17 protein-coding genes are annotated in these 20,804 nt (G+C 75.0%); 8 read left to right on the forward strand and 9 right to left on the reverse strand.

Translation table 11 applies throughout. The features are described from left to right. The first annotated feature begins 19 nt into the window (after window positions 1-19). Window positions 20-817 (forward strand): hypothetical protein, encoded by a 798-nt coding sequence (locus tag COUCH_RS21080; RefSeq protein ID WP_249606896.1) that lies wholly within the window; start codon window positions 20-22, stop codon window positions 815-817. Between the two features lie 180 nt (window positions 818-997). Continuing rightward, window positions 998-1,768, forward strand: coding sequence for a lysophospholipid acyltransferase family protein (locus COUCH_RS21085; protein ID WP_249606897.1), 771 nt, complete (start codon window positions 998-1,000; stop codon window positions 1,766-1,768). Window positions 1,769-2,011: 243 nt separating this feature from the next. On the opposite strand, the gene COUCH_RS21090 is transcribed toward COUCH_RS21085, so the two are convergent. After that, a complete protein-coding gene (locus COUCH_RS21090) occupies window positions 2,012-2,833 on the reverse strand; it encodes a M55 family metallopeptidase (protein ID WP_249606898.1) in 822 nt (273 codons plus the stop codon). Between the two features lie 175 nt (window positions 2,834-3,008). Here COUCH_RS21090 and COUCH_RS21095 point away from each other — a divergent pair, with 175 nt between their 5' ends. Continuing rightward, the gene (locus COUCH_RS21095) at window positions 3,009-4,709 is read left to right on the forward strand and encodes a PAS domain S-box protein (protein ID WP_249606899.1); all 1,701 of its coding nucleotides are present in this window, start codon (window positions 3,009-3,011) and stop codon (window positions 4,707-4,709) included. 1 nt (window position 4,710) lies between these two features. On the opposite strand, the gene COUCH_RS21100 is transcribed toward COUCH_RS21095, so the two are convergent. Continuing rightward, the gene (locus COUCH_RS21100; protein ID WP_249606900.1) at window positions 4,711-5,262 is read right to left on the reverse strand and encodes a LuxR family transcriptional regulator; all 552 of its coding nucleotides are present in this window, start codon (window positions 5,260-5,262) and stop codon (window positions 4,711-4,713) included. Further along, window positions 5,259-7,715 carry a LuxR C-terminal-related transcriptional regulator gene (locus COUCH_RS38915; RefSeq protein WP_275979953.1) on the reverse strand — a complete coding sequence of 819 codons (2,457 nt, stop codon included), beginning with the start codon at window positions 7,713-7,715 and terminating at the stop codon, window positions 5,259-5,261. Before COUCH_RS38915 ends, COUCH_RS21100 begins: the two co-directional genes overlap by 4 nt. 198 nt (window positions 7,716-7,913) lie before the next feature. Here COUCH_RS38915 and COUCH_RS21110 point away from each other — a divergent pair, with 198 nt between their 5' ends. From COUCH_RS21110 to COUCH_RS21130, 5 genes are all read left to right on the forward strand, one after another. After that, entirely contained in the window at window positions 7,914-9,572 is a 1,659-nt protein-coding gene (locus COUCH_RS21110) for a dynamin family protein (protein ID WP_249606901.1), read from the forward strand. After that, complete coding sequence (locus COUCH_RS21115; RefSeq protein ID WP_249606902.1) at window positions 9,569-11,407, forward strand: dynamin family protein; 1,839 nt, start codon at window positions 9,569-9,571, stop codon at window positions 11,405-11,407. The genes COUCH_RS21110 and COUCH_RS21115 overlap by 4 nt, the downstream gene beginning before the upstream one ends. Further along, the gene (locus COUCH_RS21120; RefSeq protein WP_249613954.1) at window positions 11,404-12,024 is read left to right on the forward strand and encodes a hypothetical protein; all 621 of its coding nucleotides are present in this window, start codon (window positions 11,404-11,406) and stop codon (window positions 12,022-12,024) included. Before COUCH_RS21115 ends, COUCH_RS21120 begins: the two co-directional genes overlap by 4 nt. Window positions 12,025-12,133: 109 nt before the next feature. Next, window positions 12,134-13,522, forward strand: a complete 1,389-nt coding sequence (locus COUCH_RS21125) for an MFS transporter (protein ID WP_249606903.1) — start codon at window positions 12,134-12,136, stop codon at window positions 13,520-13,522. A 10-nt stretch (window positions 13,523-13,532) separates the two neighbouring features. Next, on the forward strand, window positions 13,533-13,895 hold the full coding sequence (locus COUCH_RS21130) for a GntR family transcriptional regulator (RefSeq protein ID WP_249606904.1): 363 nt from the start codon (window positions 13,533-13,535) through the stop codon (window positions 13,893-13,895). Window positions 13,896-13,905: 10 nt separating this feature from the next. Here COUCH_RS21130 and pepN read toward each other — a convergent pair whose 3' ends face one another. The 6 genes from pepN to COUCH_RS21160 all read right to left on the reverse strand — a co-directional run bounded on the left by pepN (window position 13,906) and on the right by COUCH_RS21160 (window position 20,800). After that, window positions 13,906-16,410, reverse strand: coding sequence for an aminopeptidase N (gene pepN / locus COUCH_RS21135; RefSeq protein WP_249606905.1), 2,505 nt, complete (start codon window positions 16,408-16,410; stop codon window positions 13,906-13,908). Between the two features lie 61 nt (window positions 16,411-16,471). Beyond that, window positions 16,472-16,672, reverse strand: coding sequence for a (4Fe-4S)-binding protein (locus tag COUCH_RS21140; protein ID WP_249606906.1), 201 nt, complete (start codon window positions 16,670-16,672; stop codon window positions 16,472-16,474). Further along, window positions 16,669-17,895: a cytochrome P450 gene (locus tag COUCH_RS21145; protein ID WP_249606907.1), complete on the reverse strand. Its 1,227-nt coding sequence runs from the start codon at window positions 17,893-17,895 to the stop codon at window positions 16,669-16,671. The genes COUCH_RS21140 and COUCH_RS21145 overlap by 4 nt, the downstream gene beginning before the upstream one ends. A 101-nt stretch (window positions 17,896-17,996) precedes the next feature. Then, entirely contained in the window at window positions 17,997-18,935 is a 939-nt protein-coding gene (locus tag COUCH_RS21150) for a DUF3626 domain-containing protein (protein WP_249606908.1), read from the reverse strand. Continuing rightward, complete coding sequence (locus COUCH_RS21155) at window positions 18,932-19,777, reverse strand: undecaprenyl-diphosphate phosphatase (protein WP_249606909.1); 846 nt, start codon at window positions 19,775-19,777, stop codon at window positions 18,932-18,934. Before COUCH_RS21155 ends, COUCH_RS21150 begins: the two co-directional genes overlap by 4 nt. A 54-nt stretch (window positions 19,778-19,831) precedes the next feature. Continuing rightward, the gene (locus tag COUCH_RS21160) at window positions 19,832-20,800 is read right to left on the reverse strand and encodes a tyrosine-type recombinase/integrase (RefSeq protein WP_249606910.1); all 969 of its coding nucleotides are present in this window, start codon (window positions 20,798-20,800) and stop codon (window positions 19,832-19,834) included. Between the last annotated feature and the right edge of the window lie 4 nt (window positions 20,801-20,804).

The following is a 20,804-nucleotide window of genomic DNA, read 5'->3' on the forward strand; positions in this document are numbered from 1 at the left end:
ACGACAAAGGGGCGATTCGATGGCGGTGGCGCGGACCGGTGTGCGAGGGCTGAGCGGCGACGACCTGCAGATGATCCGGGACGGGCTGGCGGCCGGGCGTAAGCCACGGGTGATGTTCACGGAGTCGGCGGGTCAGATCGCGGGTCAGGTGGGTCAGGTGGTGACGCTGGCCGACCCGGCGGAGTCCGACGAGTGGGTGGTGGTGCGGTTCGGGCGCGACGAGTTGCCGTTCGCGCCGGGTGATCTACAGGTGGCGCCGAAGGGGGCGGCGGTGCGCAAGGCTGCTCCTCCTCCCCCGGCTCCGGTGCGCGTGGAGCCGGAGTTCGTCATCGACAAGCCGGTGCCGGTGTCGTCCGGTGCGGCGGGCTCCGGTGCTTCTGGCTCCTCCGGAGCCGGTGGCCGGTCGGGTGGGGCCAAGCCGGGCGCTGTTGGGGCGCCGGCTACTGCTCCTGCTGATGCTCCTGCTGATGCTCCTGCCGCTGCTGCCTCTGCCGCTCCGGCTCCGGCTCCGCGGAAGGCGCCAGGTCGGGTAGCCAAGCCGAAGCCTCCGCCGGGGTTGACGGTGACGCTGGCGTATACGGACGGCGAGTGGACGGTGGCGGCGAACCAGGGCGCGAAGGCGCTGGCGAAGCCCTATGTGATCCGTCCCGCCGAGGCGATGCGGATGGTGTCGCTGGTGGACGTGCCCGGCGTGCAGGAGGCGGTGGAGCAGATCCTGGCGGCGGAGCGGGCGGAGGCGGAGCAGCAGGCGCAGCGGTTACGGGCGGAGCTGGCCGAGATCGAGGCGCGGTTGCAGGAGCTTCGGGACGCGGGCTGAGGTCGGCGGGCTGGCGGCGGCTCCGTAGCGCCGGGCTCTCTCGCCGGGGCACTCCCTGCCGGCGGCCTCCCCTGCCCGGCCTGCCGACCTGCCCGGCCTGCCCGGCCCGCCGGCCTCCCCTCCCATGCCTGCCCTGCCTGCCCCCTACCGGCGCTCGTGACGTGCGATCATGGCGCCCTGATGGACGATGTGACGTGGCGTGTGCCGGTGGTGTGGCGGGTGCTTCTGCGCCTGTCGCGGGTGCTGGTTCCGTTGATCTGCCGGCTGCGGGTGAGCGGGCGGGTGCCGGATGAGCTGCGGCATGGTCCGCTGATTCTGGCGGCCAACCATGTCAGCCCGGTGGATCCGGTCATCATGACCGCGGCGTGCAGCATCGCCGGGGTTGCTCCGCGGTTCATGGCGACCGGTGGGTTGTTCGACGCGCCGATCGCGGGTGCGGCCATGCGGGCGTCCGGGCACCTGCGGGTCGACCGGCACACTGCGCAGGTCGCCGAGGCGTTGCCCAAGGCGGCGGCGGCTCTGCGGGCGGGTTCGGTCATCCTCGTGTACCCCGAGGGGCGTATCGGGCTGGATCCGTGGATGTGGCCCGAGCGGGGCAAGACCGGGGTGGCTCGGATGGCGGCGTTGTCCGGAGCACCGGTGATGCCGGTGGCGCAGTGGGGGTCGCATGCGGTGTTGCCGTACACGTCGCCGAAGGACGTGGTGCGGTCCGTGCTGAGGGCTGTGGTGCGCCGGCCGGTGGTGCAGGTGCGCTTCGGTGAGCCGGTGGACCTGTCCGAGCTGTCCGGTACGGCGGGGGCGCAGGCGATGCGGGCCACCGACCGGATCGTGCAGGCGATCACGGACACGCTGGTGCCGCTGCGCGAGGACGAGCCGGAGATGCCGCGGTTCGTGGACCGTACGCGGCCCGTGGACATGGCGAGGGTCAGGCGTCGGCCCCGCGTTCCCTGAGTCGCAGGGCGTCGCCGCGCTCCCCCTGCATTCCCTCCGGCCGGAGGGAATGGTCGCGGTTGCCGCGTCTGGGGACTGGCTGGCCCGAGCCGGCGGGCGGCCAGCCGCGGGTCGGCTCGGTCGCAGGGATCGCTGCCGGAGCTCGGCTCTGGGCAGACTGCGTGCATGTTGCTGACGATCGCCGGGTTCATCTGCGGCGTATGAGGCATCGGGCGGCCGGCGCGTGGTGCGCCGGGAGCGGTGTCAGGCGGCTTTCGCGAGGTGGTTCAGGAGCTGGACCAGCCCGTACGCCTGTTCCATGTGTTCCGCCGTGAAGGACACCGTCCGGGCGCCGGCGGTGCGGCTGACGCCGGGGATGAGTGGCGCCAGGTCGGCGGTTGCCGGGTTGAAGAGGTCGACCTGCTGGTCCAGGGGCCCGGGGAGGTTCAGGACCGGGGCGTGGTCGGCGCGGCGTACGGCCTTGGCGGCGGCGCGGTGGATCTGGTCGCGGGCTTCGTCGGGGTGCAGGGCGATGGCGGCGCCCTGGCCGAGGGATTGCTTCACGGCGACCGTGGCCGCGGCCGGTACGAGGTCCCGCAGCTCTGCGCAGGCCGCGTCGTCGCCGGTGAGCAGGACGACGGGCGCGCCGTGGTGGCCGGCCAGGGCCGTGGTGAGGCCGATTTCGCCCAGGGAGCGGCCGTCGACGCGGACGTCGAGGATGGCGTCGCTGACGGTGTGGGCCAGTACGGCGGGTCCCGTGCCCGCGCGGGCGTGGAAGCCGATGAGCAGCACCGCCGCGGTGTCGGTGTCCAGGCCGCCCAGCATGCCGTGCGGGCGGGGTTTGCCGCGGACCAGGCGGGCGCGGCGGTCGAGGTCCTCGGGCAGCAGGTTGCGGTACGGTCCGTGCGCGTCGGCGACCAGGACCGTCGCGGCGGGTACGGCCTCCAGCACCCCGGCGACGGCCGCGTTGACCTCGGCGGTCATCAGGGCGCGGCCGCGTTCGTAGTTGTGGCCTCCGGGGTTGGTCTCGTCGGGGTGGACGATGCCGGAGATGCCTTCCATGTCGGCGGAGATCAGCACCTTCATCGACGAGCACGATACGCGAGCCGCCACCGACGCCGATCCGGCGGACGCGGAGGCTGAGGCGCAGACAAAGCGGAGGGGCCGGGCGGGATGGGACGAGTCAGGGCAAAGCGGTCCTGGACCGTCCGATCGGCCGGTTCGGCTGACCGGCCCGGGCGCTCTGGGCTAAGCAGAGGGGATGGACACGGATAGCGCACCCACCGGTGAGCTCAGCCCCGCGCCAGCCCGCCCGGACAGCGCCGCGACGCCCGGCGTGCTGAGCGCTGCACCGGGCGGACCGCACGGCGATTCGCTCTTCGAGCAGCTGCTCGACGCGGCGCCGGACGCCACCGTCGGGGTCGACCAGGCCGGCTCGATCGTGTTCGTCAACGCTCAGGCGCTGCGGCTGTTCGGTTACCGGCGTGAGGAGCTGCTGGGCGAGCCGATCGAGATTCTCGTACCCGACGACATGACCCGCGCCCACCGGGACCTGCGCAAGAAGTACGCCGCCGCGGCGACGCACCGGGCCATGGGAAGCGGCAATCCGCTGCATGCCCGGCGTAAGGACGGCAGTGTGTTCCCGGCGGAGATCAGCCTGTCGGGGTTGCAGGCCGGCACGGGGCTGATCGTGTCCGCGGCCGTACGTGACATCAGCGACCGGCTGCACGCCGAGGCGGAGCGGGCCCGGCTGCGCGAGGAGGCGGAGCGGGCGAAGTTGCAGAACCAGTTGCAGCACACCCAGCGCATCGAGAGTCTCGGGCAGCTCGCCGGTGGGATCGCTCACGACTTCAACAACCTGCTCGCCGTGATCATCAACTATGCCGAGTTCGTCACCGACACCACCGCCGGTCACCTGCCGGCCGGCGGTGACGCGGAGCCGTGGATCGCCGACGTGAACCGGGACGGTCAGCAGATTCTGCGCGCCGCCCGCCGCGGTGCCGATCTGACGCGGCAGTTGCTGGCGTTCGCCCGCCAGGACGTCACCCGGCCGGAGATCCTCGTCGTCGCCGACGCGGTGCATCAGATCGAGGACATGCTGCGCCGGGTACTGGGCGAGCACATCCTGCTCGTGACCCGCCTGCCCGGCGGCTGCGGGCCGGTCCTGCTCGATCCGGGGCAGTTCGAGCAGGTGCTGGTGAACCTGGCGGTCAACGCCCGCGACGCGATGCCCGACGGCGGCACCCTGACCATCGACACCGCGAGTGTGCTGGCCGACGCCGACTACGTGAGCCAGTGCCCGCAGATCAGGCCCGGGGAGTACACGCGGCTGCGGGTCAGTGACACCGGCACGGGCATGCCGCGGGAGGTCATCGACCGGGTCTTCGAGCCGTTCTTCACCACGAAGGCGCCCGGTCAGGGCACCGGCCTGGGCCTGGCCATGGTGTACGGGATCGTCACCGCGGCCGGCGGCACCGTGGGCATCTACTCCGAGCGTGGCCTGGGCACCACGATCAGCATCATGCTGCCGGTCACGGACCGGCGGCCGGCGCCTCGCACCGAGGCGGACGTGGCGGAGCCCGACATGCAGGGGCACGGCGAGACCGTGCTGCTGGTCGAGGACGAACCGGCCCTGCGTCAGGTCTGCCGGCGGCTGCTGGTCGCCGCCGGCTACCGGGTGCTGACCGCCGACGACAGCACCGCCGCGCTGGACCTCGCGCGCCGGCAGCCCGACGGCGGGATCGACCTGCTGCTCACCGACGTGATCATGCCGCACCTGCTCGGTACGACGCTGGCCGAGCAGGTCACCGCCCTGCACCCCGGGATCCGGGTGCTGTTCATGTCCGGCTACGCCACCCCGGTGCTCGCCGCGCGGGGCACGCTCGACCCGGCCGTCAGGCTGCTGGAGAAGCCGTTCACCCGTGACCAGTTGCGCAGCGCCGTACACCGCGCCCTGCGCTGAGCTATTCGGTGGTGCGGCGTTGTCTCAGGTAGGCCAGCACGGCTTCGCGGGTCGTCCGGACGCCGAACAGGGCCCGGGCCTCGGCGATGCGGCGGTTGGCCGTGCGCAGGGACAGGAATTCGGCCGCGGCGGCCGCCGCGATCGTGTCGCCGGCGGCCAGGCGGTCCAGCAGGGCCCGCTGTTCGGGTACGAGCTCAGCGACCGCATCCGTGCTCTCGGCCGTCGCCGGGGCGGGCGCACCGCCGGGCCCGAGATGTACGGCGCCGAGGCGGCTCAGGTCGTCGACGAGGGCGCGGCCGGTGGGGCTGTCGGCGTCGCAGACGGCCACGATGCCGGCTCCCCGGGCGGCGGCGAGGACCGCGAGGTGCAGGGCGTCCTGGTCGGTGACGCGCCCGTGCAGGACGAGCCGGTCGGTGCTGACGTCCCACGTGGCGCTGGGCAGCGCGAACCCTTCCCGGACGGTCCAGCCGTCGCGGGTGAGGCGGCGCACCACGGTGTCGGCGTCGGCGGTGGAGGCGACGACGTGGCGGGGGGCGTCGGGCTGTCGGGTCACCGGCCATCCTCACGGTCGGGGAAAGCGGAGGGGACGGCAGCGCGGTCCAGGGCCGTGGCGTCCTCCAGCTGGGTCATGGCGAGCGCCGCGGCTTCGGTACGGGTGCGGGCGCCCAGCTTGCGCATGCCCGCCCGGATGTGGGTGTCGACGGTCTCGGCGGAGATGCCGAGCTGCCCGGCGATGCGGCGGGTGGGCTCGCCCGCGGCGACCAGGCGCAGCACCTCGGCCTCCCGGCGGGTGAGCTGGGTGCCGGAGCGGGGGCTGCGGATGTCGCGGTGCACGTGGTGCCGGCGCAGGCCGCGGCGGGCGCGGCCGGCGAGGACGACCAGCCCGGCGGTGTCGGCGAGCTGTTCGGCCTGCAGGAGCGCGTCGACCGCGCGGTGCGGGTCGCGGTCGAGCAGGCCTGCGGCGAGCAGGCAGCGGATCTGTTCCCGCAGGGCGGTGCCGGCCCAGGCCTCGGCGGCGGCGGTGAAGCCGGTGCCGGTCGCCCAGGCGGTCAGCGTGCGGCGGGCCGCGGCGGGCAGCGCGGCGGGGATGGCCGGGCCGGCCGCGGCGGCGCCGGCGTCGTACGCGGCCCAGCGGGCGGTGATGTGGTGCAGCCCGGTGAGCAGGCCGGGCGCCGCGGTGTCCGGTGCGCGGGCGGCGCGGTCGGGTTGCCCGTCGAGCCACGCCGCCTCCCGGGCCACCCAGGCGGTGGCGGGGTGCGCGGCGTCGGCACCGAGGCGGGCGCGGGCGGCGGCGAGCAGGCCCGTGTCGGCCTCGACCAGGGCGGTGGCGGCCAGCGCGTAGCCGCGGGCGTCGGCGGGCAGGGCGCGGTCGGTGAGGTCGGCGCTGCGGCGTACCACGTCGTCGACGGCGGGGGTGGCGCCGCGCAGCACGTCGGCCCAGCCGGCGGCGGCGAGGAAGCGGGTCTGCCAGCTGTACGCGAGGTCGCCGGCGCAGGCGTCGGCGGCGCGGCGTGCGGTGGCGGCGGCGTCGTCGAGGCGCCCGTCGGCGGCGAGGTGCTCGACGAGCAGCCAGGCGCTCCACCGGCCGGTGAGCGGGTCGGCGGTGCCGGCGGCGGCCGCGAGGGCCTGCTCCCAGCCGGGCGTACGGTGCGCGGCGCGCACGGCGGCGAGGGCGGCCGCGACCCCGGGCGCCGGTACGGGATGCCGCGCGGCGATCTTGTCGGCGGTGTCGAGCGCGCCGGCCGGGTCGGTGGCGAGGTCGGCCAGCAGCAGGATGCGGTCCCGGGCGGCCACCACGGTCGCCGAGGCGGCGTCGGGCACGGGGCGTACGCAGTCGCGGGCCGCCGCGGGGTCGCCGCCCTGCAGCAGCGCCTCGCCGCGCAGCACGTCGGCCTCGACGCCGAGCGGCCGGGCGGTGGTGAGCACCCGGGCGGCGGCGTGCGGGCGTCCGGCGGCCAGCAGCGCGTCGGCGGCGGCGAGGCGTACCCGCGGGTCGACCGTGACGCCGGGCAGCTCGCACGCGAACAGCAGCAGGTCGGCGCGGTCGCCGCCGCCGGCCCGGTCGGCCCCGGCGAGGGCCCTGCGGTACGCGCCGGGATGGTCGCCGGCGGCGGCGAGGTGCCGGGCGGCTTCCGCGTCGGGGGTCAGCGCGGCCAGCGCCTGGTGCAGTTCGGTGCGGGCGTCGCCGTCGAGCAGCCCGGCCGCGGTCTCGGCGAGGTACGCCGACACGGGCACGATGCCGTCGCCGGCCTGTTCGACGAGCCCGGCCTCGTGCAGCACGGCCGCGCCCGGGCCCAGCATCGCCGCGGGTGCGGGACGCCCGAGCAGGCCGAGCGCGGCGAGCGCGGTGCGGGCGGGGCGGGGCAGGTCGGCCAGGGCGGTGGCGATCGCGTACGCGACCTGGTCGATGCCGGTGTCGGCGGCGCCGCGTCCCCCGGCGGCGTGCCGGGCGAGCGCGGTGACCGCCAGGGGGTTGCCGCCGGCGCGGGCCAGCACCTCGGCGAGCGCGTCGTCGCCGAGGTGCGGTGCGGTACGCCGGGCCAGCGCGGCCGCGTCGGCCGGGCTCAGCGGCGGCACGTCGAGCCAGGCGGTGGCGGCGGCGCGCAGCGCGGCGACGGTGTCGGCGGGCAGCCGGTGCGGGGTGCGCAGCGCCACGACGACGCGCACGTGGGCGGCCAGGTGCGGCAGGGCGGCCAGCGTGGCGGTGTCGGCGTACTGCAGGTCGTCGAGGACGAGCAGGCCGCCGCGCACCCGGGAGCGCACCGCCTCGGCCAGCAGCGGGACGTCGTGCACGGGCAGGCGGGCCCGCACGGCCCGCGACAGCGCGAGAGCGGGCACGGCGGCGAGCATGGCCAGGCCACCACCGGCGTACGCGGTGCCGCCCGCGGCGGCGGCGACGCGGCGCAGCAGCGTCGTGCGGCCGGAGCCCGGCGCGCCGGTGAGCACGACGAGGCCGGGGCGGCGCAGATGCGCGGCCGCGAGCCCGGCCAGGTCGTGCGATGCCACGCGCGCCCCCATCCCGCTGCGCACCCCTGCAGCGTTGCCTTGGCACGAACACGGGATCCGCCCGTGCCCGTCCCCTCGTAGTCTGTGCTGCGGCAGGCGATCCCGCCCTGCCCGCGTACGGGAAGGGCAACCACCTTTGTCTGCGATGACGGCCGCGGTCAGCACATTCTCCCTGACTGTGTGCTCGGCTGACGAGTCATGACCGTCGGCCCGCTGTCCGCCCGCATGGCGACGCTGTGTGACGAAATCGTCGCGCGGGTCGGTCCGGAGGCCGCCGGCCAGGTGGAACACGTCCGTGAGCGGCTCGCGGAGCCGTTACGCATCGCGATCGCGGGACGGTTGAAAGCCGGAAAGTCGACACTCGTCAACGCGCTGATCGGCCGCCGTGTCGCGCCCACGGCCGCCGGGGAGTGCACCCGGGTGGTCACCCGGTTCCGCTACGGCACCGCCGACCGGGTCGACGTGGTGTGCCGCGACGGCGAGCGCCGCAGCCTGCCGCTGGGTGACGACGGCATGCTCCCGCAGCGCCTCGGGGTTCCCGCGGCCCGGGTGGCGTACCTGGACGTGACGCTGACCAGTGAGAAGCTGCGCGGGCTGACCGTGGTGGACACCCCGGGCCTGGCCTCCACCGACACCGGCCTGTCGGCCCGGGCCGCCGCCGAACTCGGCGACGCCGGGCACCAGGAGGCCGGGCGCAGAGAGACCGGGCGCGGCGAGCCCGCCCACCAGCCGGACACCACGGCGCCGTTCGACGCCGCGATCGACGCCGACTCCGCCTCCGAGGTCGCCGCCGCGGAGGCCGTCGCGTACGTGTTCACCCAGGCCGTACGGGCCGACGACGTGCAGGCGCTGGAGGCGTTCCGGTCGGCGTCGGCGCGGCTGGCCAGCAGCCCGATCAACGCGCTGGGCGTGTTCGGCAAGGTCGACACGCTCGTCGGCGGGGCCGCCGACCCGTGGCCGGTCGCCGGTCCCCTCGCCGAGCAGCAGGCGGCGCTGCTGGCCCGTACGGTGTCCGAGGTGATCCCGGTCGTGGGCCTGCTCGCCGAGACCGGTGAGGCGGGGCGGCTCACGGCCGCCGACTGCGCGGCCCTGCGGCAGCTGTCCGCCACCCCGGTAGACCAGCTGCGGGTGCTGCTGGCCTCGGTCGACCTGTTCCGCACCCGGCCCTCGGCGGTGGAGCCGGCGCGCCGGGAACGGCTGCTGGAGCTGCTCGACCTGTACGGCATCGGTTTCTGCCTGGCGCAGCTGGCCGCCGACCCGTCGCTGGGCAGCGGTGAGCTGGTGCGCCGGCTGGTGCAGGCCTCCGGGTTCCCCCGGCTGCAGCGCACGCTCGAGCAGACCCTGCGGTGGCGCGCCGACGCGATCAAGGCGGGGTGGGCGCTGGCCCGGCTGGAACGCATCGCCGGGCACACCGGTGACCTGCGCGACCGCGAGACGCTGCGGGCGGCCACCGAGCGGCTGCTGCGCGAGCCGGCGTACCACCGGCTGCGGCTGCTGGAGGTCGCCCAGCGCGTCGCCACCGGTGCGGTTCCGCTGCCGGTGGCGTGGGAACGGGAGCTGACCCGGCTGGCGACCTCCGACGACGCCCGGTGGATCCTGCGGCTGCCGCACGCCGGCCCCGGCGAGCTGGCCGCGGCGGCGGTGGAGGCGGCGGGCCGCTGGCGGGTGTACGCGGTCGCCGGGGCCGCACCGGCCCAGTCGCGGGTCGCGCAGGTCGCGCACCGCGGCTTCCACCTGCTCGCCCAGGCGATCCAGTCCCAGACGATCCAGGCCCAGGCCGGCGCAGCGGAAGCCGCGGACCAGACCCGGCCGGGCAACGACGACGAGACCCGCGTGCAGACGGAGGCCGGACGGTGACCGCGACCCGGGAGCTGGCGGGCGTGCTGACCGCCGCCGTCGACGACGCCCTGGCAGCCGTGCAGGCCGCCGACCCCGACGCCGGCGCGGAGCTGGCCGAGCTGCGCCGGCGCCGGCTGACCCGGCCGTCCATCGTGCTCGTGGGCGAGACGAAACGCGGCAAGAGCTCGCTGATCAACGCGCTGCTCGGGGTGCCCGGGCTGTCGCCGGTGGACGCCGCCGTGGCCACCGCCGCGTACCTGCACTTCTCCCCCGGCGCCACGGTGACCGCGACGGCGTACGTGCCGGGTTCGGGGGAACCGGTCGAGCTGGGCGTCGAGCAGCTGGCCGAGTGGGCCACCGGGCGCGGCGGCGTACGGGCGCCGCGGCGCATCGACGTCACCCATCCCGCGCCGCTGCTGCAGTATGTGAGCCTGCTGGACACCCCCGGCGTGGGCGGTCTCGACCCCGCGCACGCCGCCGTCGCGCTGGACGCGGTGGAACGGGCGACCGCGCTGCTGTTCGTGGCCGACGCGTCGGCGCCGCTGTCGCAGCCGGAGCTGGAGTTCCTTGTCGCCGCGAGCGAACGCGTCGACGCGGTGGTGTTCGCCCTGACCAAGGTGGACGCGTTCCCCGGGTGGCGGCGCATCGCCGAGGACAACCGGGCGCTGCTGCGGGCCCGCGCGCCCCGGTTCGCGGACGCGCCGTGGTTCCCGGTGTCGGCGCGGCTGGCCGAGCTGGCCCTGGCGGTGCCCGCCGGGGAGCAGGCCGCCCTGGTCGACGCGTCACGCATCGCCGAGCTGCAGCACGCCCTGGTGGAGCTGGCCGGGCGCGGGCACCAGCTGCAGCTGGCCAACGTGCTGCGCGCCGCCCGCGCCGAGCTGGGCCGCCTGGAGCAGGCCGCGCAGGACCGGGCGGCCGCCGCCGAGGCCGACCCGGGCGCCACCGCCCGGGTCCGTCAGCAGCGCAGCGCCCTGGCCGCGCGCAAACGCACCGAGTCGCGGCAGTGGGCGCTGCTGCTCAGCGCCGAGACGCAGCGGGCCCGCGTCGAGGTGGTGGGGATGCTGCGGACCCGCATCGGCGAGCTGCAGCAGCAGGTCGGGGCGCGCATCGACACGCTGCGCGGCGACGGGCTGGCCGCCCTGCCCGACGAGGTGGACGCGGAGCTGCAGGCGGTGGCCGTACGGCTGTCGCAGGATCTGCAGGTCACGTTCCGGCAGGTCGGCGAGCGGGTGCTGGCGCAGGTGTTCGACGACGAGGAGCTGGCCGCGGTGCTGGACCGGCTCAACGCCACCCTGCGGCACGCGCTGAACGCCGGGCCGCCGCGTGAGCACTCGCCCGACAACATGCTGATCGCGTTGTCCGCCGGCGGGATCGCCGTCATGGCCGGCCGCGGCGCGGTGTTCGGCGCGTCGCTGCTGGGTGTGGGCGGGGTGGTCGCCGGGGGCCTGCTGGTGCCGGTCGCGGGGCTGGGCCTGGGCGTGGCCGCCGGCGGGTACGTGCTGTACCGGCGGCGGGTGCAGTCGGACCGCCAGCAGGCCCGCGCGTGGCTGCGTGAGGTGCTCGGCGAGGCCCGCGCGGCGTTGCAGGACGAGATCTCGTACCGGTTCACCGATCTGCAGTACGCCCTGGGCGTGGCCGTCGACGACGCCGTGGAGCGGCGCCTGCGCGACCTGGACGCCCGCATCGCCGAGATCGACGCGGCGGCCGCGGAGGACGCCGCGGGCCGGTCCCGGCGCCGGGCCGCGGCCGCCGCCGAGCTGCAGCAGGTCCGTGCCCGCGTCAAGCAGGCCGACGACGTCCTCGCCCGGGCCCGTGCCCTGGCGCCCACTCCCACCGGTCCGGAGGAATCATGAGCGACGAGCACGGCTGGCCGGAGTTGCACGATCCCGGTCACCACGACGACCCGGGCCACCACGGCTACGACCACGACGACGACGGCGCCCACGCCGCCCACGACCCGGGCGAGGGGTGGCACGACGACGTGGCCGGCGCCGGCCACGACGACCTCGACGCGATGGATCACGGCTGGGAGCACCCGGATCCCGCGGTCCACGAGGCGCACGAGGTGCACGAGGTCCCCGACGTGCATGACGCGCACGATGTGCAGCAGGGGGCGGACGGGCACGCGGTCGTCGACGTCACCCACGGGCACGAGCTGGGCCCGGTCGGCGCGGACCCGGACGCGGCGGCCGATCCCGGTGACCTCGGCGACGACCCGGCCGGGGTGTTCCCGCCGTCGCTGGACGTGGGCCCGTTGCCCGAACCGGTCGACGGGTTCCCGTGGATCGACACGGGCAGCCTCGGCGCCGTCGACCCGCACGCGGTGCCCGCCGACCCGGTCACCGCGGCGGACCTGGCCGGGTACGCGGCCGAGGAGCTGCCGCCCGCCCAGGACCCGTGGGCGCACCTCGCGCAGTCGGAGGACCCGGCCACGAGCGCCCTGGCCCGCTGGTGGCGCGACAACGGCTGAGCGTTGCGCCGTACGCACCCGCGGATGCTCTAAGCTGCCTGCCGAGCGGCGGGAAATCGCCCACCCACCAACGGACTAAAGGCCGGTCCACGCGGAGGTTTTCACGGTCATGGGCGCACCCGTACATCCGCCGGCCGGCACCGTCACGCCCACCCCGGCACGGCGCGAGCGCACGGGCTGGTACTTCTACGACTGGGCGAACTCGGCGTTCTCCACGACCGTCATCACGGTGTTCCTGGGGCCGTTCCTGACCTCGGTCGCCGAGCAGGCCGCCGGGTGCGCGCTGGGCGCCGACGAGTGCGACGGGCGGGTGCATCCGCTGGGCATCAGCGTCGCCGCCGGGTCGTACTTTCCGTACCTGGTGTCGCTGTCGGTGCTGCTGACGGTGTTCGTGCTGCCCGTGATGGGTGCGATCGCCGACCGGGCCGAGCGTAAGAAGCCGCTGCTGGCCGCGTCGGCGTTCATCGGGGCCGGCGCGACCGTGGCGATGGCGTTCGTGACCGGTGAGCGGTACCTGCTGGGCGGGGCCTTGTTCATCGTGGCGAACGTGTCCTTCGGCGCGTCCGTGGTGGTGTACAACTCGTTCCTGCCGCGGCTGGCCGGGCCCGACGAGCGCGACAAGGTGTCCAGCCGCGGCTGGGCGCTGGGCTACCTGGGCGGCGGGGTGTTGCTGCTGCTGAACCTGGTGGTGGTGACGGTGCTCAGCGTCGAGGGCGACGACCGGCGCACCCTGGACCTGGCCCGCTGGTGCATCGTGTCGGCCGGCGTGTGGTGGGCCGTGTTCACGCTGCTGCCGCTGCGGTGGCTGCGCGAGCACCCGGGTACGGCCGCGGGCGGCGCGCGCGGCAACGTGCTCACCGACGGGTTCCGGCAGCTGGGGCACACGGTGCGCAGCTTGCGGGCGTACCCGCTGACGTTGTTCTTCCTGGTCGCCTTCCTGGTCTACAACGACGGCATCCAGACGGTGATCGCGCTGGCCAGCCAGTTCGGCACCGAGGAGCTGAAGCTGGGGCAGAGCACGCTGATCGTCACCATCCTCATCGTGCAGTTCCTCGCGTTCGGCGGGGCGCTGCTGCTGGGTGCGCTGGCCGCGCGGATCGGCGCGCGCCGCACGGTGCTGTTCGCGCTGGCGCTGTGGCTGGTGGTGATCCTGGCGGCGTTCTGGCTGCCGGAGGGTGAGCCGGTGCCGTTCATGCTGCTCGGCGTCGGTATCGGCCTGGTGATGGGCGGCAGCCAGGCTTTGAGCCGGTCGCTGTTCAGCCAGCTGATCCCGGAGGGCCGCGAAGGCGAGTACTACGGCTTCTACGAGATCAGTGACAAGGGCACGAGCTGGCTGGGGCCGCTGGCGTTCGGGCTGGTGTACCAGCTGACCGACAGTTACCGCGTCGGCATCGTGTCGCTGGTGGTGTTCTTCGTCGCCGGTGGCATCCTGCTGGCGATGGTGCCGATGCGCCGGGCCATCACCGCCGCCGGTAACACGCCGCCGCGGCTGCTCTGAGGGGGACGCGGTGGACATCACGATCGACACGGCGTCGGCGGTGCCGCCGTACGAGCAGGTCCGGTTGCGGATCGCGGCGCTGGCCGCCGACGGCACGCTGGCGGCCGGCACCCGGTTGCCGCCGGTGCGCGCGCTGGCCGCGCAGCTGGGCCTGGCGGTCAACACGGTGGCCCGCGCCTACCGGGAGCTGGAGCAGGCCGGGCTGGTGGAGACCCACGGCCGGGCGGGCACGCTGATCACCGCGGCGGCGGCCGGGACGCCGGTCGCGGCCCGGGAGGCGGCCCAACGGTACGCGGACGAGACGAAAGCCCTCGGACTGACACCGCAGGCGGCCTTGGCGCTGGTCGAGGCCGTGCTGCGCCATCCGGGCTGACCGTCGGGGTTCAGGTCAGCGCCCGGGCGCGCAGCATCCGCGCGAGGACGGCGGTGCGGGCCTGCAGGTTCTTCGCCGCCATCGGCGGCATGCCGGGCCGCGCGGCGGCGGCCGACGCCCGGGCGGGGAAACCGGCGTCCACGCCGTAGCGGGGGAAGAGGTGCCGCACCACGGCCAGGGTGACCGACAGGTGGCTCGCCCCGAGCGATTCCACCTCGGCCAGGAACCGGTCCGGGTACGGCCGCAGCACGTCGGCGTGTGCCGGGTCCCAGAAGGCCCGGCCGATCGTGCGCAACGCGCTGGGCGGCACCCGCCGCTCGCGGAAGACGGCCTGCCACAGTTCTTCCTTGGCGGCGGGCTCGGGCGACGCGGCGCGCACCGTCAGCGCCGAGTAGATCGCGTCGGGGTCCGGGTCGCGGCTCAGGTGCCGCTCGACCGCCGCCGGGTCGGGCCGGCCGACCGCCGCCAGCCGGGTGAGCCAGCGCCACCGCAGGTCGATCGAGTCGCCGGCGTGCCGGTCGAGCTCGGCGAGGCGGTCGGGGGTGGTGGCCAGGGCGATGGCGGCCTGCAGCGCCGCGGTGCGGGCGGCGGCGTCGGCGTGGCGCTCGGCCAGGGCGAGGCAGGCGGCGCCGAGGTGCTCCCGGGCCGGCGCGGCGGGACCGGCCCAGTCGACCGCGACCGCGACGGAGGTCCGCAGCAGGTCGTCCCGCACGATCGGGTCGGTCTCGGACGGGAGCGCGCCGGCGGCGTACTCGATGAGGTCGGCGGGGGCGAGCAGCCCGTCCTCGAGCAGGTGCCACAGGATGATCCGGACCGACGCCCGGCTGTCGGGGTCCGGCAGGTGGCGGCCGTGGCGCAGCAGGAAGGTCAGGGACGCGTCGTCCGGGCGTACCCGGGCGAAGGTGAGGTCACCGTCGTTGATCAGGATCAGGCCGGCGGCGGGTTGCCCGGCGAGCTCGGCGATGGTGTGCGTCGCGGCGGTGGTCGCGACCGGGATGCGGTGGCGCCGTACGGGCCGGTCGTCGCGCAGGTCGTAGACGCCCGCGGTCAGGCGGTGGACGCGCCGCGCCGGCCGGTCGGGCGGGGGCGTGGTGGCGACGGCGACCTCACGGTAGCGGCCGTCCGGCCCGGTGTCGTGGGCGACGGTGAGCACGTCGGTGCCGGCGGTCCGCAGCCAGCCGGCGGCCCAGCCGGACAGGTCCCGGCCGGCGGCGCCCCCGACCGCGGCGAGCAGATCGGTCAGCGTGGCGTTGCCGTACGCGTGGTCGGCGAAGTAGCGGGCCAGGCCGGCGACGAAGGCCGCCTCACCGACGTGCTCGGCGAGCTGGCGCAGCAGGCCGGCCCCCTTGCCGTACGTGATCATGTCGAACGCCGCCTTGGCGTCGGCGGCCGTCGCGACGTCCTGGTGGATCGGGTGGGTGCCGGGGCCGGCGTCCTCGGTGTACCCGTCCTCCTTGCGGGAGCCGAGGAACCAGCGCCACGCGCCGGTGTACGGGGTCGCGTGCTCGGCGGCCCACAGGGCGGCCCAGTCCGCGAACGACTCGTTGAGCCACAGGTCGTCCCACCAGCGCAGGGTGACCAGGTCGCCGAACCATTGGTGGGCCATCTCGTGCAGCAGCACCACGGCGCGGTCGTACCGGTCGGCGACCGTGGGGACCGTACGGTGCAGGTACCGGTCGTTCCAGGCCACGCACCCCCAGTTCTCCATCGCCGCGCCGGGGAAGCCCGGGCAGAAGACCTGGGTGTACGTGCGCTGCGGGAACGGTGAGGCGAACCGGTCGTTGAAGAACCGCAGCCCGCGCGCCGTGAGGTCGAACAGCTCGCCGGCCTGCTCGTCGAGGTGCGACGCGAGGCTGCGGCGGCTCAGCAGGCGCAGGTCGTAGCCGTCCACGCTGCGCCGGAGCTCGTGGAACGGCCCGGCGCACACCGCGGTCAGGTACGGCGACAACCGCGGCGTGTCCTCGAAGACCCAGGTGCGGGCCGTCCCGGCGCCGGCGCACGAGGCCGCGGCGGAGTTGGAGACGACTGTCCAGGCGTGCGGGGCGTGGACGGTGAACGCGAAGACGGCTTTGAGGTCGGGCTGGTCGAAGCAGGCGAACACGCGCCGGGCGTCGTCGGGTTCGAAGCTCGTCCACACGTAGACGTCGCCCTCGCCGTCACCGGAGTCGGCCGTGCGGTGGATCCCGGCGCGCTGCCCGGTGCGGGTCATCGTGGCCGCGACCTCGAGCCGGTGCTCGCCGTCGAGCGGGGGCAGGTGCAGCCGTTCGCCGTCGAACGCCCCAGGTGCCAGCGCGACGCCGTCCAGCCACGCGTCGGCCGTGTCCGCGATGACGTCGATGAACGTCGCCTCGCCGGGGCGCGCCGTGAACGACACCGTGCTGCGGCTGCGCAGCACGGGACCGTCGAGCAGGCCGGTGAGGTCGAGGTCGACGTCGTAGCGGTGGACGGTCAGCAGGGCGGCGCGGCTGCGGGCCTCGGCCACGCTCAGCGTCGCCTCCTGGCGTTCGGTCTGCATGTCTCCCCCATCGGCGGCGCGCGACGTCAACCGCGGCCACTGTAGGGGCAGCGTGCACGGCTCAGGTGGTGGTGACGGTGATGGCTCCGGCCGGGCACATGACGACGGCGCGTTGCAGCAGCTCCGGGTCCACGCCGTCGGGGTGCGGCTGCAGGACGACGACCACGCCGTCGTCGTCCTGGTCGAAGACGCTGCCCAGGGTCATGACGCAGTTGCCGGCGCCGATGCAGACGTCGCGGTCGGCGCGGACGTGGGCGCTCACCACGTCACCGGCAGTTCGGCGAGGCCGTACACGATGGACATGTCTCTTTTCGGCAGGGCGGCGGGGTCGGCGGCGAGGGCGAGGCCGGGCAGGCGCCGGGCCAGGCGGGTCAGGGCGATGCGCAGCTCGGCGCGGGCCAGGGGCTGCCCGATGCACTGGTGCACGCCGAAGCCGAACGCGAGGTGCTGGTGCGCCTGCCGGTACGGGTCGAACTCGTCGGCGTCGTCGAACACCTCGGCGTCGCGGTTGGCCAGCGACAGCAGGGCGGTGGCGGGTTCGCCGGCGCGGATCAGCCGGCCGCCGATCTGCACGTCGCGGATCGCCTGGCGGGGCAGTCCGGTCCGGATGATGGTGAGGTAGCGCAGCAGCTCCTCGACGAGGGTGTCGGCGTCGGCGTCGGTGCCCTCGCGCAGCCGCTGCCACACGGCGGGGCGTTGCAGCAGCAGGAGCACGCTGAGCCCGATCATGTTGGCGGTGGTCTCGTGCCCGGCGATGAGCAGCAGCAGCGCCATGCCGATGAGCTCGCCGATCTCGAGCTCGCCGGTGCGGATCCGGTCGCTGACGAGCCGGCCGAGCAGGTCGTCGCCGGGCCGGCCGCTGGTGCGCTTGGTCTCGATGAGCCCGCCCAGGTACGCGCGCAGGCTCGTCGCGGCGTCGCGCACGGCGAGCGGGTCGGCGCCCTGGTCCAGCATGACGGCGCTGCGCTGCTGGAAGAACGCGTGGTCGGCGTAGGGCACGCCGAGCAGGTGGCAGATGACCAGCGACGGCACGGGCAGCGCGAACGTGGCGACGAGGTCGGCCGGAGCTCCGGCGCCGTCGAGGGCGTCCAGGGCGCCGTCGACGACGTCGGCGATGAGTGGCTCGATCCGCCGGACGTTCTTGATCATGAATTCGGCGGTGAGCATGCGCCGCAGCCGCAGGTGTTCCTCGCCGTCCATGCGGATGAAGCCGCCGCGGCGGTTCTGCGGGGTGGCCGGTGGCGGGGTGCGCAGCAGCGGGAACCCGGGGCGGGTCATGTCGGCGCTGAACGCGTCGGAGCGCAGCATCTGCTTGACGTCGGCGTGCCGGGTGACCAGCCAGGTCCAGCCGCCGGTGGGCAGCCGTACCCGGGTCACGGGCCCGTCGAGGTGGCGCCGGTCGGCCGTCGTCACCGGGGTGAACGGGTCCTCGTCGGGGCTGCGGAACGGGAACAGCGGGAGGCGGTCGGTCAGCACGTCGGCCACGGCGGCGCTCCTGACATTGCGGGGAGTACTGGTTCGCAAGCGCTACGTTAACGCCGGATCGGGCATAGGACAACGAATGTCGATGAATCTCCTCGCCCGCGTCACCCGCGCCGCGCGTGGCCCCGGATCACGAGGATGTGCCACAGGTACTTCAGCAGTTGCAGGACCGTGGCATGGTCGCCGAACTCGGCGAAGTCGCCCGTGCGGTGGCTGGCCGCGCCGATCACGGCGGCGTCGATGAGGCCGGGGCCCAGGGCGCGGGCCAGCCGCCCGGCGTCGGGGCCGCGCAGCTGGGCGCCGAACTCGCCGGCGTCCAGCACGAAACCGGGATGCCACTGCAGCGGGGCGATCGCGGCCAGGTGCGCGGCGGTGGGCGTACCGGCGAACGCGGGATCGCACACGACCGCCTCGACGTCGGTGCTCAGGTCGACCCCGCCGTGGACCTGCGCCTCGACGTAGTCGTCGAGGGTGCGGCCCGGCTGGTCGCGCGGTGCGGTGAGCGCGGCGATCCACTCCGGCGCCGCGGCGGCGTTCACGCCCAGCGCCTGCCCGGTGCGCTCGACCTGCTCCAGCAGCGCCGCCCAGATCCCGCCGAACGCGTCGGCGGTGCCCACGATCTCCGGTTCGGTGACGCTGTCGCCGTGGCTGAACGTGGCCCGCCCGCTGACCGGCGCCCGCAGCCGCAGGTGGCAGCTGCCGAAGCGCGGCGCCGCCCCGTCGGGGTGCCCGGCCAGGTTCAGCGCGCCGTACACGGGCCGCCCGGCGCTGAGCTCGCTGGGGTACGCGCCGGCGAACATGCGCTGCTCCCACCGGTCCCGGTCGCCGCCCGGGTACGCGGTGAGCCCGCCGTTGGAGATCCGCGTCTCGAACTGGCTGCGGTAGACGCCCTCGGCGGCCAGGTGCTCGGCGACCGTACGCCCGTCGCCGAGCAGCCGGTCCGGGTGGAAGTTGATCGTGATCCTGGCCGCCGGCACGGGCAGCCGGCCGGCGGCGCCGAGCGCGCGCACGTGCGCCACCGCCCGCGCCGCCCGCGGGGTCATTTCGCGTCGATGGCGCCGGTCGCGAGCAGCACCATCAGCAGCGCACCCAGCACCAGCCGGTAGCCGATGAAGATCGAGTACGAGTGCCGGGCGATGAACTTCAGCAGCCACGACACCGCGAACCAGCCGACGATGAAGCTGACCACCGTCGCCGTGATCGTGGCCGGCCAGCCCACGCCGCCGTTGGCGGTGGAGATGCCGTCGTACTCCTGGGCGGTCTGCAGCACGGTCGCGCCCAGCAGCGCCGGGATGCTCAGGAAGAACGACAACTTCGTCACGGTCACCCGATCGAGGTCGCGCAGCAGGCCCGCGGTCATCGTCGCGCCCGAGCGGGACACGCCGGGGATCAGCGCCAGGCACTGCACCGTACCGATGATCAGGGTGTCCTTCCAGGTGACGTCCTCCTGGTGGCGCACCTGGGTGGCGGCGTGGTCGGCGAACCACATCACGCCGCTGTAGAGGATCAGCGCGCCGGCGACGAACCACAGGCTGCGCAGCGTGGTCTCGATGGTGTCCTGGAACAGCAGCCCGATGATGCCGATGGGGATCGAGCCGAGGATGACCGCCCAGCCGAACCGGTAGTCGGCGTTGCCGCGCTGCTCGCTGCTGAACACCCCGCGCAGCCACGCCGCGATGATCCGGATCAGGTCGTGGCGCAGGAAGATCACCGTGGCCAGCACCGCGCCGGACTGGATGATCGCCGTGAACGCCGTGATGTCCGGCGCGTCGATCCGGTAGCCGAGCAGCTTCTCCAGGATGGTCAGGTGGCCCGTGCTGGAGATGGGCAGGAACTCGGTGAAGCCCTCCACCGCGCCCAGCAGCACCGCTTCGATGATGTTCAACCCAACCCCGTCTCGAGATCGACAGCCCGACCGCGGTCGAGGATAGGGGGTCGCTCAGGCGCCGCTGCGACGGACCCGCGCCGCCGCGATCGTGTACGCCGGGTCACGGTCGAGGTTGTGCCGGTCCCGGTCGTAGCGGCGGGTGGTCCGCGGATCGGCGTGACCCATCGCGTCCTGCACGTCCTCCAGGGGCACCCCCTCGGCGCGGGCCGTGGTGGCGAACGCGTGCCGCAGCGAGTGCGGCGACAACCGCGCCCAGCCCGGCACGCCGGCCTCCCGCGCCAGGCGCCGCACGAGCCGGAACACCGCGTGCCGGTCCAGCCGCGCCCCGGACGCGGTGACCAGCAGCGGCCCGTCGAGGCGGTCCGCGGTGGTGCCCTCCGCGGCCGCGCGCTGCGCCAGGTACGCGTCCAGGGTGGCCGCCGCGTACGGGGTCAGCGCCCGCCGCCGCGGCTTGCCGCCCTTGCCGACGAACCGCACGCTGCGGTGCCCGCGTTCCACCCCCACGTCGGCCACGTCGAGGCCCACCAGCTCACCCACGCGCAGCCCCAGGTCGGCCAGCAACGCGATCGCCGCGTGGTTACGGGCCGCCGCCGCGCCCGTACCGGCCTGCGCGGCGGCCAGCACCGCGTCGACCTCCTCCGGGGTCAGCCCGACGGTGGCCGAGTGGTCGCGGGACACGGGCGGCCGGTCCGCCCCGGCCACCGGGTTCGCGTCCACCGCACGCAGCTTGACGAGGAAGTCGTACCAGCTGGACAGCCCGGACAGCTTGCGCGCCACCGTCGCCGGGGCCAGCTCGGCCGCCTCCAGGCCGCGCGCGTACGCGTTGACGTCCAGGAAGGACGCCCGCAACGGGTCCACGTCCCGCCCGGCGCACCACACCAGCCACGCCGCCACGTCCCGCCGGTACGCGTCACGGGTGTGCTCGGACAGCCGCCGGTTCTGCAGCCACGCCTCGGTGACCTGCTCGGCGCTGCCGCCGACCGCGACCGTGCCGCCGCTCTGCCGGGGTACCAGGGACATGCCC

Origin of the sequence: Couchioplanes caeruleus (assembly GCF_023499255.1) — a bacterium.
Classification (GTDB): Bacteria; Actinomycetota; Actinomycetes; order Mycobacteriales; family Micromonosporaceae; genus Actinoplanes; species Actinoplanes caeruleus_A.

Coding starts and splice junctions, on each gene's coding strand:
- COUCH_RS21080 (WP_249606896.1), top strand. CDS start 20: ATGGCGGTGGCGCGGACCGGTGTGCGAGGGCTGAGCGGCGACGACCTG.
- COUCH_RS21085 (WP_249606897.1), top strand. CDS start 998: ATGGACGATGTGACGTGGCGTGTGCCGGTGGTGTGGCGGGTGCTTCTG.
- COUCH_RS21090 (WP_249606898.1), bottom strand. CDS start 2,833: ATGAAGGTGCTGATCTCCGCCGACATGGAAGGCATCTCCGGCATCGTC.
- COUCH_RS21095 (WP_249606899.1), top strand. CDS start 3,009: ATGGACACGGATAGCGCACCCACCGGTGAGCTCAGCCCCGCGCCAGCC.
- COUCH_RS21110 (WP_249606901.1), top strand. CDS start 7,914: ATGACCGTCGGCCCGCTGTCCGCCCGCATGGCGACGCTGTGTGACGAA.
- COUCH_RS21120 (WP_249613954.1), top strand. CDS start 11,404: ATGAGCGACGAGCACGGCTGGCCGGAGTTGCACGATCCCGGTCACCAC.
- COUCH_RS21125 (WP_249606903.1), top strand. CDS start 12,134: ATGGGCGCACCCGTACATCCGCCGGCCGGCACCGTCACGCCCACCCCG.
- pepN (WP_249606905.1), bottom strand. CDS start 16,410: ATGCAGACCGAACGCCAGGAGGCGACGCTGAGCGTGGCCGAGGCCCGC.
- COUCH_RS21150 (WP_249606908.1), bottom strand. CDS start 18,935: ATGACCCCGCGGGCGGCGCGGGCGGTGGCGCACGTGCGCGCGCTCGGC.
- COUCH_RS21160 (WP_249606910.1), bottom strand. CDS start 20,800: ATGTCCCTGGTACCCCGGCAGAGCGGCGGCACGGTCGCGGTCGGCGGC.